Origin of the sequence: Corynebacterium haematomassiliense, assembly GCF_013978595.1 — a bacterium.
Classification (GTDB): domain Bacteria; phylum Actinomycetota; class Actinomycetes; order Mycobacteriales; family Mycobacteriaceae; genus Corynebacterium; species Corynebacterium lehmanniae.
In genome coordinates this window covers 239,405-252,510 of the sequence record NZ_JACDTZ010000001.1, presented here as the reverse complement: position 1 = coordinate 252,510, position 13,106 = coordinate 239,405, and the positions used below count along the sequence as shown (strand labels likewise).

Below are 13,106 nucleotides of genomic sequence, written 5' to 3'. Positions count from 1 at the left end.
CAAAATCTTTCAGCCCACACTCAGCCGATTCTGCAAATCAATACAGCGCGACGGAAGGATGCGTTACAGTGTGGCGAAACTTACACCGACCACCGACGTAAGGGAGTGCACATGTCTGACAGTTTCTGGCTCGTGCTGGCCATCGTCCTGTATTTCGGGCTGATGGTCGCCATCGGGTTCTATTCCTGGCGCAAAACGGAGAAGTACGACGACTACGTCCTCGGCGACCGCGGCCTCGGCCCACTGGTCGCCGGCATCTCCGCGGGCGCATCGGACATGTCGGGCTGGCTGCTCATGGGCCTGCCCGGCGCCCTATTCGTCGCGGGCATGAGTGAGCTGTGGATCGTCATCGGCCTGTTCATCGGCACCTGGGCCAACTGGAAGTGGATCGCACCAAGGCTGCGCGCCTACACCGAGGTGGCCAAGAACTCGATCACGCTGCCCAGCTTCTTTGAAAACCGCACGCACGACACCTCGCGCGTCCTGCGCTTCACCTCCGCCGTGATCATCATCTTCTTCTTCACGTTCTACGTCTCCTCCGGCATGGTCTCCGGCGGCCGCTACTACGAATCCACCTTCGGCGGCGAATACATCCACGGCGTGCTCATCGTCGGCTCCATCACGGTGCTCTACACCTTCATCGGCGGATTCCTCGCCGTGAGCTACACCGACGTCGTACAGGGCGGCCTGATGTTCCTCGCCCTGATCACCGTGCCGATCATGGCGCTGATGTCCCTGGACAATCCCTCCGACATCTTCAGCTGGGCCACCTCAAACCCGTACGGCCCCTGGGAGCACGGCAACCCGGACTACTTCAACATGGTCGCCGGCGTGTCCGCCGCCACCATCATCGGCAACATCGCATGGGGCCTGGGCTACTTCGGCCAGCCGCACATCATCACCCGCTTCATGGCGCTGCGCTCCCCGTCTGAGGCGAAGGCGGCGCGCCGCACCGGCACCATCTGGGTGGCCATCTGCTACCTCGGCGGCATCTTCACCGCCCTGGTGGCAACCGTCTACTTCGGCCAGAAGTCCGCGTCCGTGACCGACCAGTCCGGCTACGAGACCGTCTTTTTGGACCTGGCCCGCATCATGTTCCACCCGCTGATCGCCGGCATCGTGCTCACCGCCGTACTCGCCGCTATCATGTCCACCATGTCTTCTCAGCTGCTGGTCACCTCGTCCGCGCTCATCGAGGACATCTACCGCATCTTCAAGAAGAACCCGAACAACACCACCCTGCTCGTGCTCTCCCGCGCCATGGTCATCGGCATTGCCCTGATTGGCATGCTGCTGGCTCTGAACCCGTCCGACACCATCCTCGGCCTGGTCGGCTTCGCGTGGGCCGGCTTCGGCGCCGCGTTCGGGCCGGTGGTTGTGGCGTCGCTGTACTGGAAGCGCCTCACCTCCCAGGGCGCGATCGCCGGCATGATCGTCGGCGCCGTCACCTCGTTTGTCTGGGGTTCCGTGGACGCGCTGTCCGGCATGATCTACGAGATCGTCCCGGGCGTCATCCTGGCTACTCTGGCCATGGTCGTCGTCTCCCTGGCCACCCGCCCGAAGGAGGGTGTGGAAGAGGAGTTCGACACCGCCGCGGCCGCCACCGACTATGCGCTCGCCCACCCCGACGAGGACTTCGCCGCAGCGCTGCGGAACCGCGGAGGCTCCACCGCAGTCTAAGAAGGTATGCGCCTATACCTTCGTATTCTCTCCGCCCTCACTGTGCTGGTGGTGCCGTTCCCCACGGGGCGATTGCCTATCGACGTCCCAACGGTGCCCCACCGCACCACCATCCTCGGCTACGACAGAGCCGAGTTCGGCCCCGGCTGGGCCGCCGGCACCGGCGGGTGCGACACCCGCGCCGCGGTGATGGCCGCCGCCTTTGACGCGGACTGCGCCCAGCCCTGGCCGCAGTGGGGCAATCCCCGAGTTGTAGACCCCTACACCGGGGATTTTCTTCTGCCCCACGACGTGGAGATCGACCACGTCCTGCCCGTCTCCGCCGCCTGGGACTTAGGCGCCCACCGGTGGGACGCCGCCACCCGCGAGCGCTTCTACAACGACCCGCGCAATTTGGTCGCCGTGTCCTCCGCCGCCAACCAGGCCAAAGGCGACAAACTCCCGTCCGAATGGATGCCCACGGATAGGCGCGCGCGGTGTGCGTATGGGCGCCGGCTCGTGGACGTCGCAAAGCACTATGCCCTTCCTTTGCCCCGGGCAGACCTGCGGGCGGTGCGGCGCGCGTGCTCCGGGGTCGCCGGGCTGCTGGCGCGCGGCGAGCTGTGAGGATTTTCCCACCATGCCGTAAGGTGTGGGCACATGACTACATTCCTCATCTTCCTGCACGTGGTCGCGGCCATCCTGCTGCTCGGCCCCGTTGTCGTGTCTACCTCGATGTTCCCGCGCCAGGTCGCAGAATCCCGCGCCGGCGGCGAGGAGGCCACCGGCCGTGCGTCGGTGCTCTACCGCATCACCAAAACCTACGGCATGCTCTCCCTGCTCGTGCCGCTGCTCGGCGGCGCCGTGCTCGCCTCCGACTGGGAGACCTACAAGGCCAACTACTGGTTCCACACCGCCATCGTGCTCTCCGTGATCGCCTGGGCGATCCTGCTGGGCATGGTCATCCCGCAGCAGCGCAAGATGATGGGCACCCTCGGCGCGCTGCCGGCCGCTGACGCAGACCCGGCCGACCAGACCACCAACTTTGAAAAGTCCAAGGCAAAAGCAACCGCCGGCGCCGGCATCTTCAACCTGCTGTGGATGCTCACCCTGATCCTGATGTTCCTGCCGACCCCGGCGTAAGGAACGCGCGGGCGTTTCCGCTTGAGACAGGCCCAGCTATTCCCGATTCTTCGGCGAATGGCTGGGCCTTGTTGGTAGGGCCAGTTTCGCCCCGGTTGCCGGAGCTCGAGACGCCTCCCCCGCGCACAGACCCTGGGAGGCAAACCCTGGCAATGGCCAAAATCGGCGCGATCCCAGGCTTTGGATCCCAGGGTCTATGCGCATGAGTCGTTCTGCCCGGCCCCCTACGAGTACCGCAGCGCGGAGGCGCCGCCGAGGCCCAGGCCGGCGAAGACGCGGAGGATCCCGTCGACGGCCTTCCGCAGCACCTCTGCTACCGGCCCGGTCAGCCCGGGGAACAGCGCGTTTTGCCCCCACACGCCGACGAGGCGGGCTTCGGGGACGGCGGGGCCGTCGTGGGGCACGATGCCGATGACGTAGTCGCCACCGCGCAAAAACGGCAGTGGGTTGGAGGTCCACATGCTGGAGACCACGCCGACGAAACCGCGGCCAGGCACCCACATGGGCCCGCCGGAGTCGCCGGGGTGGCTCAGCGGCGCGGCGACGAAGAAGGTGCCGTCGGCGGAGCCGGAGAAGCGCCCGCAAGTTTGCGCGCCGCGGGTGCGGGAGAAGTAGCAGATGGTCTCGCCGAGGCGCACGTCATTTGGGTGGACCCACGCGTCGCCGGAGAACCGGTTGCCGCCGACTGCCACGCCTGCGTCCCATTGGATGGCAGCCCAGTCGTTGCTCAGGTGGCCGTCGTAGGCCTTGGAGCGGTACAGCGTCCCGGTGGCGCCGCCGGCGTTGACTCGCGCGCCTTCGGCTCCGCAGTGCGCGGCGACGAGGCTGCGGTGGCGCGCGGGGTCGTTGAAGCCGATGGTGCAGGTGCCAGTGCCGTCGATGCGCACGGGCGCGCCCTGCTCCATACGCACCTGGGCCTCGGCGGGCGCGGCCTGCATCCCCAGCGCGACGGCCGCTGCGAGAAGAGCTCGGGAAATTCGGTGCGTGCGCTGGGAAGACATGCGCATTAACCTAGCACCCTTGCCTATCGACGCCCTCCAGTCCCCCACCCAAACCCAAAGCAGCCGGCACGCTGCTTTTGAGCTGTGCCGGCTGCTTCAATATTGGGGCTTAATCCCAGCGGTCGCGCCTGTCGTCGCGGCCGCGGCCACGGCCTCCGCGGTAGCCTCCGCGTCCACCGCGATCGCCCCTGTCGCCACGGTCGTCGCGGCCGCGTCCGCCGCGGTAGCCCCCGCGTCCGCCGCGGCCTCGGCCGCCGCGATCGCGCGGGGGTGCGCCGTGGTCGCGCTGGATGTTGATCAGCTGGCCGGAGATGCGGGTGTCCTCCAGGCGGTCCAGCACAGCTTGGTCCAGGTTCTTCGGCAGCTCCACCAGGGTGAAGTCGCCGCCGATGGTGATGCGGCCGAAGTCCTTAGAGCTCAGCCCGCCCTCGTTGGCCAGGGCGCCGACGATGGCACCCGGGCGGACGTGCTGGCGCTTGCCCACGTCCAGGCGGTAGGTGTCGAAGTTGCCGCTGTCGTCGAAGCGGCGGCCGCGACCCCTGTCGCCACGGTCGTCGCGGTCGAAGCGGTCGCGTCCGCGCCCGCGGCGATCGTCGCGGTCGAAGCGGTCACGGTCGCGGCGGTCGCGCTTGTCGCGCGGCGGCTCCTTCATCAGGAACTCGTCGCCAGCCAGGGCCTGGGTGGCCAGGGCGGCGGCGATGTCGTCCATAGGCACATTGTTCGCCGCGGAGTACTCGCGCACCATGGTCTTGAAGATCTGCAGGTCGGTGGCCTCAAGCGACTCGGTGATGGAGTCCATGAACTTGGCCTTGCGCGATTCGTTGACCTCGTCCACGGTGGGCAGGTCCATCTCTTCGATGGTCGCGTTGGTCACGCGCTCGATGGAGCGCAGCATGCGGCGCTCGCGCGGGGTGACAAACAGGATCGCCTCGCCGGAGCGGCCTGCGCGGCCGGTGCGGCCGATGCGGTGGACGTAGGACTCTGTGTCGTTCGGGATGTCGTAGTTGAGCACGTGCGAGATGCGCTCGACGTCCAGGCCGCGAGCGGCGACGTCGGTGGCCACTAGGATGTCCAGGCGGCCGTCGCGGAGCTGGTCCACGGTGCGCTCGCGCTGCTGCTGGGCGATGTCGCCGTTGATGGCGGCGGCGGAGAACCCGCGGGCGCGCAGCTTCTCGGCCAACTCCTCGGTCTCGTTCTTGGTGCGCACGAACACGATCATTGCCTCGAACTCGGTCACCTCGAGGATGCGGGTGATCGCGTCGAGCTTGTTGCGGTGCGCGGTGAACAGGTAGCGCTGGGTGATGTTGGTGTTGGTGCGCGTCTCCGACTTGACGGTGACCTCTTCCGGGTCGTTGAGGTAGTCGCGGGAGATGCGGCGGATCGCGTTCGGCATCGTCGCCGAGAACAGCGCCACCTGCTTGGAATCCGGGGTGTCCTCCAGGATGCGCTCGACGTCTTCCTGGAAGCCCATGTTGAGCATCTCGTCGGCCTCGTCCAGCACCAGGAAGCTCAGGTTGGAGATGTCCAGCGAGCCCTTCTCCAGGTGGTCGATCACACGGCCCGGGGTGCCCACGATGACCTGGGCGCCGCGGCGCAGCCCGGACAGCTGGATGCCGTAGGCCTGGCCGCCGTAGATCGGCAGGATGCTCACGCCGTCGATGTGGTCGGCGAAGCTCTGGAAGGAGTCGGACACCTGCAGCGCCAGCTCACGCGTCGGCGCGAGCACGAGGGCCTGCGGGTAGCGCTTCTCCGGGTCGATCTGGGACAGCACCGGCAGCGCGAACGCCGCGGTCTTGCCGGTGCCGGTCTGTGCGAGGCCGACCACGTCGCGGCCGTCCATGAGCAGCGGAATGGTCTGCGCCTGAATCGGCGAGGGCTGCTCGAAGCCGACGCGCTTGACCGCCTCGATGACCTCGTCGGGCAGGCCGAGCTTCTCAAAGCCGTTTTCGGGCTTCTCGGGCTCGGCGGCGGGTTCGGCCGAAGGCTCGTCGTTAAGCTTCAGCACATCATTGTCGTTTTCAATGGCCACGGTGTCCGTGGCGCCGGTCTCCTCAGAAACCCCCGCATCCCTGGCGTCCTCTACTACGGCCTCAACGATTTCGGCCGCGACATCCTGCGGGTCTTTCTGGTTTTCCGACACATTCATATCCGGCTCGTTCTCGCCGCCGGTGGCGTTTTCGGAAATGCTCATCGCTGGCCCAGCGTACGCCATTGTGCGCCCCGGTAACTATTCCTGGATTTTCTCGGCGGGCGAAGTCACACACCTCCCACTAGAGTTCGTGGTGCAGGTCACATTGCCTATCGACGCCACCCCTGCCCCACACCTCGAAGGAGCCCCGACGATGGACCCCAACACCGCAGCACGCAAAGCCCACGACATCGACATCGACGCCCTGCAAGACGTTCCCGCAGAGCCGTTCCTGCACAACAACCTGTTCGTCATCGCGCTGCCTGGCACGGGCAGCAACGGCTGCGTGATCCCCGCCGCCGCGGACGCGCCGTTCCCGTTCGGCATCGACGCCGCGTACAGCGACGGCAGCCATTTCGCTTTGGAGTACGACCCGATCGTCGGGTTCGTGGCCAACCAGAACCGGTCGCTGCAGTTCGGCGACAGCGACACGGAGCTTCTGCCCGGCCAAAAGGTAACCGTCGGCGGCTTCACTGTCGGCCGCCCGGAGCACGACGTGGCGGTGATTGAGCGCGGTGCGCACGCCGCGGCGATCGTCGCCGGGTCCGTGTTCACCTTTAGCCCGATTGTCAGCTTCCAGCGCTACGGCGAACAGCTCCCCAACACCATCATCCGCGGCCGCACCCCGGACCGGTACGACCCCAACGCGGCGCCGGAAGGGTTCCTGTGCGGGTTCAAGCCGCTGCCCAACGGCGGCGTGTCGGTTCCGGTGGCGCTGGCCAACAACACCGACTGTGGCGCGGCGCTTCAGGCGATCTCACAGTACTTCCGACAAGACCGCGCAACGCTTGGCGACGAGCACTCCCCAGTAGCCTGGAACTCCCCCGACGGCTGGCGCTGCGACTTTTCCTTCTTCCCCATGCCCCACCACGAGTTTGGAGCGGACTCGTACCCGAACTGCTACCGCGAAGGCTCCGGCGGCGCAGTGGTTGTCGACCTGCCGCCCCGCGGCGCAGCGCAGTAGGCAGGAGGGAGCAGCCGACATGACCAGCACGTACCGCCCCGTTTCCATCGTCACCGTTCTGGCAGCGTCTGCGTTGGCGATGGCGGCCTGCGGCTCGTCGGAAAGCACTGTGGAAAGCCCAGTGGAAAGCGCAGTGGAAAGCCCAGTAGAAAGCGCAGTGGACGAGCCCGGCGCGGTCGATGACAACGGCCAGATCGACTTGGAGGCGCTCACGGAGGTGCCCGCCGAGGATTTTTTGGTCAACGACGCGTACTTGTTAACCTTCCCCGGCACCGGAAGCAACGGATGCACGGTGCCAATCGACCCAACCGACATGGACACGCCGTTCCCGTTCGGCTGCGACGCCACCCACGTGGGTACTCGTGCGCGCATGACCCTCGAGTACGGCACGGTCTTCGGTTTTTCCGGAAACGAGTCCAGAACAATCGAGCTTGCCCCGGACACAAAGGAGCTCAATCCCGGCGAAAAGGTCAACGCCAGTGGTTTCACCCTGGCCCGGCCAACCGAAGACACGGTGGTGATCAAACGCGGCGCCAACACCGTGGTGATCAAGAACTCGGAGCCTTACCCGTTTAGCCCCGTGGTGGACTACCAGCGCCTTGGCAAGAAGACCCCCATCCCCTACCTCGCTGGGGAGAGCTTAGACAACATCGACCTCAGCGCGGCGGAGGAAGGCACGATCTGCGGCGTGTCCAAGCCTCAGGAGAACCGCCAACTTGTGGCGGTGGCCACCCAAAGGGGCACCGACTGCAACAGCGTGAACGAAGCCATTCGCCAGTACTATGCACTGGACGAGCAGCAGCTTGGCGACGAGCACTCGCCCCACGCCTGGACCTCCCCCGACGGCTGGCGCTGCGACGTGGACTACTTCCCCCGGTTCCACGTGGACTTCCCCGACGGCGACTTCACCCACTGCCTCCACGAAGACGTCGGAGGCGTGGTCATGGTCCCGGTGACGCTGGGCTCGGCGGAGGACAGCGCTTCTCAGTAACCCGCGCCGTCCGAGTGTCCCAGTGTCCCAGTTGCCCGCGCCGTACCAAACCGGCTACCTACATCCGGCTAGTCCCCGATTTTCCACCTGGGAGCCGGTTGTAGGTAGCCGGTTTCCGTTCACACCAAGGAGATCACATCATGACCTAAACCACAGCGCACTAACGGCTGTGATTTAGGATTCCCCCATGACTTCTCCCCTCGCGCTGACACTGCTCGGCCTGGCCATCATCGTGGTCACGGTCGGGCTTTTGCTTAAAGGCAAGACCCACCCGATCGTCGCGATGACGCTCATCCCCATCGTCGGTGCCGTGCTCACCGGTGCTGGCGTTGCCGAGATCTCGGACTTCTACATGGACGGGTTGGACCGGGTGATGAACGTCGTGGTGATGTTCATCTTCGCCATCATCTACTTCGGCATCCTCTCCGACGTCGGGCTGTTCGAGCCCGTGATCAAGGCGCTGATCAAAGCCACTCGTGGCACGCCGCTGCTGGTCACGCTGGGCACGGCTGCCATCGCCATCGTCGCCCACCTGGACGGCTCCGGCTCCACGACGTTTCTGCTCACCATCCCGGCATTGCTCCCGCTGTACGAGGCAATGCGCATGTCGCGCTACGTGCTGCTGACCATCGTGGCGCTGTCCGCATCCGTGATGAACATGCTGCCGTGGGGTGGCCCCGTCGGCCGCGCCAGCTCCGTCATCGGCCCCTCGCCGAACGAGATCTGGGCCCACCTGCTGCCGGTCCAGGGGGTCGCCATTGTGCTCGTGTTCGTCGTCGCCGCGATTTTCGGCGTGGTTGAAGGTCGCCGGGCATCCGCCGCGGGCCCAGCCCAAGGAACAGTAGACGTCAACGCTGTCGCCGAGGACTTCTCCAACCTCCAGCAGGAGGAACGCGCCAAGCTGGAGTTCACGCAGCGCAGCGGCACCTGGGTGACGTGGGCGAACGCGCTGATCACTATCGCGCTGATCGGCGTCCTCGTGTCCGGCCTCGCATCTCCGGCGCCGGCGTTTCTTGTCGGCACTGCGCTGCTGCTGGTGATCAACTTTGCCCAGCTCGAGGATCAAACCGACGTGTTGCGCCGCCACGCACCCACCGCGTTGTCCATGGCTGGCGTCATCCTCGCCGCGGCGATGTTCCTGGGCATCCTCGACGGCACTGGCATGTTGGAGCAGATCGCACTGTCACTCATCGCCATCTTGCCGGAGGCAGTCGGCCCGTACATCCACATCATCGTCGGCCTTTTGGGCGTGCCGCTGGACCTGGCCACCTCCACCGACGCCTACTACTTCTCCGTCCTTCCAATCGTGCAGCAGACCGCTGAGGCATTCGGCGTCTCCGGCATGGGCGCCGCATCCGCGATGATCGTGGGCAACGTCATCGGCACGTTCGTCAGCCCGTTCTCCCCTGCTCTCTGGCTGGCGCTGGGCCTTGCCCGAGGCGAAATGGGCAAGTACATCCGCCTCGCGTTCCCGGTGTGCTGGGCGTTCTCGGTCCTGCTGGTGCTGGGATCTTGGGCGTTCGGCGTCTTCGCGTAGCTCCGTGCAGTAATCTTTTCTTTCGAGCATTTTGCTTATCGACGCACCCCCGTGCCCGTCTCCCGCCCCTCAGCTTTCAAGGAGCATCCATGCGCACCAAGCTCATCGTTTCTGCAGTTGCAGCTAGCACCCTGGCCGGATCTATTACCACCGCCCAGGCGTACACCATCGAGCACGTCGGCACCGATTGCCGCGTGAACTACTCGATCACCGAGATGCAGAACAACCGCATGTATTTCCCGGTGTATTACACGCAGGATGAGGTGAAGAAATTCAAGAAGGAAAGCCTCGACGCCATCGCCGAGGCCGAATCTGAGCTGAAGTCAGAAAAGTCGCGTTCCGATGCCAACAAGGACCTTGTCCAGGAGCTCACGGAAAGAATTGCCGACGAAAAGGGGCAACTCGAAATCTACGACAAGTGCGCGAAGGTTCCCGCTTCGAAGCCCGCACCGGTCGAGGATGGATCGTCGACCTCAGCGGTACTCGCCGGGGTGCTCGGCGGTTTCATCGGAGCAGTTCTCACAATCGCCGCGATGATCGGCCTGAAAGACGTTCTCCCGTTTAAGTTCTAAAGGCTCTTTCGCAACCTCTGACCTAGTGCTTCGAGCATTGCGGCAAATATTTTCCACAATCCGCTGCGAAGGCACCACCCACCGTGCTACGGTCGTCGGCATGATCAACAGCACCGCACTTGCAACCTCGGCCACGGCCGAGCGTTCTGCGATGCTGAATACCCAGCCGGCCCGCCTGCATCATCATCTGTAGCGCGGTGTCGGCCGACTCCAGCCCCCTGCGCTAACAGCCTCTGCTGCTCAAAGCGCAGGGGGTTTCTCGTTAGCACGGGCAACACTCAAGGCTTATGTCGTTCACACCGCGCCCCCGGATCCGTCCGCGAGGTGCACGGCTGCACTTGCCTACCGACGGCCAAACCGGGGAGACGCCGCCCAGCTTCGGGCACACCTCAATCCCATTCCCCGCGCCTCCGATTCGCGCATTGCTTCCCGAAAGAGCACAGTTATGTCTGTTATGACTGCACCATCTGAATCCGTTAACAAGCCCAAACCGAAGCGCAAGGGCCTTTCCGCCCGCCACATCCACTTCATCGCGCTCGGTTCCGCCATCGGCACCGGCCTGTTCTACGGCTCCGCCGGTGCGATCCAGGCCGCCGGCCCGTCCGTGCTGCTGGTGTACCTGCTCGGCGGCGCGGTGGTGTATTTCATGCTCCGCGCGCTCGGCGAGATGAGCGTGCGCAACCCGGTCCGCGGCTCGTTCGCCGTGTACTGCCGCAAGTACCTCGGCGGCTGGGGAGGCTACATCACCGGCTGGATGTTCGCCTTCGAGATGATGATCGTGTGTCTGGCGGACCTGACGGCCATCGGCATTTACATGAAGTTGTGGTTCCCAGACACAGCCGCGTGGGTGTGGATTGCCGTCACGCTGCTGATTATCGGCGCGGCCAACCTGGCTACCGTGCGTTGGTTTGGTGAGTTGGAGTTCGCGTTCACCATCGTCAAGGTCACGGCCGTGGTGGCCATGATTGTCGGCGGTGCGGCGATTCTTGTGTTCAATCTCGGGCAGGATCCGGAGGTGTCGTCGATTAGCAATCTGTGGAACGACGGCGGCTTCTTCCCTAACGGTGTCTCCGGCATGGTCGCCTCCTTCATCCTGGTGCTGTTCGCGTTCGGCGGCACCGAGATCATCGGTGTGGCAGGTGCGGAGGCTGATGACCCGGAGCGCTCCATCCCGAAGGCCGTGAACACCGTCCCGGCGCGCATCCTGATCTTCTACGTGCTGGCGATCTCGATCATTCTGGTACTCAACCCGTGGCGCACGATCACCGGCGAAGAGTCGCCGTTCGTGCAGATCTTCAACACCCTCGGCGTGAACTGGGCTGCCGGCCTGCTGAACTTCGTGGTCATCACCTCCGCGCTTTCCGCCATCAATGCCGATCTGTTCGGCACCGGCCGCGTGCTCACCGGCCTGGCCAAGGAGAACCTGGCGCCGCGCCGCATGGCGAAGACCTACCGCGACGTGCCTGTGATGACGATTGTCTCCCTGCTCGCCGTGCTGGTCATCGGTGTGTTCCTCAACGCCCGCTACCCCGATGTCTTCGAGACCATCGCCGCACTGGCCACCTTCGCCACCGTGTTTGTGTGGTTGATGATCCTGTTCGCGCAGGTGGCCATGCGCAAGCAGATGACCGTCGAGGAGCAGCGCGCCCTGAAGTTCGCCGTGCCGTTCTGGCCGTACGGGCAGTACTTCGCCATCGCGTTCATCCTGTTCACCTTCGGCATCATGGCGTGGCTGCCGGACTTCCGCCTCGCACTGGGCATCGGTGTGGTGTTCACGGTGATCATGACCGTGCTGTACTTCGCCACTGGCCGCCCGCAGGTGATTGAGCAAACGCAGGAGGAATACTCGAAGGCTTAGATCCCCCGCGACCTCTTCTCTTCCCAGCCGCCGCAGCTCCACGTGCTGCGGCGGCTACTTTTTTCCGTCCAACCCCACTGCACGCGATCGCCCGGTTTCTGACACACTTGGTCGCATGACCGTGACTCATGGCAACAAGATCGTCCTTATCGGCGCCGGCGCTGTCGGCACCGCCTTCGCATACGCAATTGTCAACCAGGGCCTGGCGGACCACCTGGCCATCATCGACCTCAACGAGGACCTCGTCTGGGCCCAGGTTGAGGACTTAAACCACGCCGTTCCGTTCTCCGGCCATCACATGGACGTCACGGTGGGCACCTACGAGGACTGCCGCGACGCCGCACTCGTGGTCAACTGCGCCGGCGTGGCGCAGCGCGACGGCGAAACCCGCATCGACCTGATCGCCCGCAACGCCGCCATCTTCGAGTCCATCAACAAGGAAGTCATGGCCAACGGCTTCAACGGCATCTACGTCGTGGCCACCAACCCTGTGGACGTGCTCACCTACATCACCTGGAAGCAGACCGGCCTGCCGTCGAACCAGGTCATCGGCTCCGGCACCGTGCTGGACACCGCGCGCTGGCGCCACAACCTGGGCCTGCACTTCGACATCGCCCCGTCCGCGGTGCACGCCCACATCATCGGCGAGCACGGCGACACTGAGCTGCCCGTGTTGTCCTCCGGCTCCGTCGGCGGCGTACCGCTGAGCGCCTTGCTGGAGACTGAGGCGGAGACCAACCCGGAGATCTACACCCAGATCGACGAGATGTTCCTCCGCACCCGCGACGCCGCCTACGACATCATCAAACGCAAGGGCAACACCGCCTTCGGCATCGGCAACGCGCTCGCCCGCATCACGCGCGCGATCCTGCGCAACGAGGACGTGGTCCTGCCCGTCTCCGCCCTCTTGCAGGGCGAGTACGGGCTCGACGACCTCTACATCGGCACCCCCACCGTCCTCAACCGCAGTGGCGTGCGCAACGTCGTGGAACTGCGCCTCGACTCCGACGAGCTGGAGAAGTTCCGCCACTCCGCCACCACCCTGCGCGACGTCATCGACCGCGCCGAGTTCTAGGCATTTGCTTATCGACGGCAGCTCCGCCCGGGAACGCAAATCTGTTCGATAGTGTACGGTTCAATATCTAAACCGTGTTTATCGTTTTCACAACACGAGAAAGTCCGGAATGGGTTTT

Annotated in this window: 11 protein-coding genes; 9 read left to right on the top strand and 2 right to left on the bottom strand. The window is 65.0% G+C overall.

The window, feature by feature from the left end:
* The first annotated feature begins 111 nt into the window (after positions 1-111).
* From putP to H0193_RS01240, 3 genes are read left to right on the top strand one after another with little or no spacing between them, the layout of a single operon-like run.
* Entirely contained in the window at positions 112-1,680 is a 1,569-nt protein-coding gene (putP, locus tag H0193_RS01250) for a sodium/proline symporter PutP (RefSeq protein ID WP_181888208.1), read from the top strand.
* Positions 1,681-1,686: 6 nt separating this feature from the next.
* A complete protein-coding gene (locus H0193_RS01245) occupies positions 1,687-2,286 on the top strand; it encodes an HNH endonuclease family protein (RefSeq protein ID WP_181888207.1) in 600 nt (199 codons plus the stop codon).
* 33 nt (positions 2,287-2,319) lie between these two features.
* The gene (locus H0193_RS01240) at positions 2,320-2,802 is read left to right on the top strand and encodes a DUF2269 domain-containing protein (RefSeq protein WP_181888206.1); all 483 of its coding nucleotides are present in this window, start codon (positions 2,320-2,322) and stop codon (positions 2,800-2,802) included.
* 224 nt (positions 2,803-3,026) lie between these two features.
* On the opposite strand, the gene H0193_RS01235 is transcribed toward H0193_RS01240, so the two are convergent.
* Together H0193_RS01235 and H0193_RS01230 are read right to left on the bottom strand one after the other, a co-directional pair.
* Positions 3,027-3,803, bottom strand: a complete 777-nt coding sequence (locus H0193_RS01235; RefSeq protein WP_181888205.1) for a chymotrypsin family serine protease — start codon at positions 3,801-3,803, stop codon at positions 3,027-3,029.
* 109 nt (positions 3,804-3,912) lie between these two features.
* On the bottom strand, positions 3,913-5,994 hold the full coding sequence (locus H0193_RS01230; RefSeq protein ID WP_181888204.1) for a DEAD/DEAH box helicase: 2,082 nt from the start codon (positions 5,992-5,994) through the stop codon (positions 3,913-3,915).
* Positions 5,995-6,145: 151 nt separating this feature from the next.
* On the opposite strand from H0193_RS01230, the gene H0193_RS01225 reads away from it, so the two are divergent.
* The 6 genes from H0193_RS01225 to H0193_RS01200 all read left to right on the top strand — a co-directional run bounded on the left by H0193_RS01225 (position 6,146) and on the right by H0193_RS01200 (position 12,988).
* Positions 6,146-6,955 carry a hypothetical protein gene (locus H0193_RS01225; protein WP_181888203.1) on the top strand — a complete coding sequence of 270 codons (810 nt, stop codon included), beginning with the start codon at positions 6,146-6,148 and terminating at the stop codon, positions 6,953-6,955.
* 19 nt (positions 6,956-6,974) lie between these two features.
* Entirely contained in the window at positions 6,975-7,946 is a 972-nt protein-coding gene (locus H0193_RS01220; RefSeq protein WP_181888202.1) for a hypothetical protein, read from the top strand.
* 187 nt (positions 7,947-8,133) lie between these two features.
* Entirely contained in the window at positions 8,134-9,483 is a 1,350-nt protein-coding gene (locus H0193_RS01215) for a CitMHS family transporter (RefSeq protein ID WP_181888201.1), read from the top strand.
* 89 nt (positions 9,484-9,572) lie between these two features.
* Positions 9,573-10,055: a hypothetical protein gene (locus tag H0193_RS01210; protein WP_181888200.1), complete on the top strand. Its 483-nt coding sequence runs from the start codon at positions 9,573-9,575 to the stop codon at positions 10,053-10,055.
* 454 nt (positions 10,056-10,509) lie between these two features.
* Positions 10,510-11,913: an amino acid permease gene (locus H0193_RS01205; protein ID WP_181888199.1), complete on the top strand. Its 1,404-nt coding sequence runs from the start codon at positions 10,510-10,512 to the stop codon at positions 11,911-11,913.
* A gap of 115 nt (positions 11,914-12,028) precedes the next feature.
* Positions 12,029-12,988 carry an L-lactate dehydrogenase gene (locus tag H0193_RS01200; protein WP_181888198.1) on the top strand — a complete coding sequence of 320 codons (960 nt, stop codon included), beginning with the start codon at positions 12,029-12,031 and terminating at the stop codon, positions 12,986-12,988.
* Positions 12,989-13,106 lie beyond the last annotated feature (118 nt).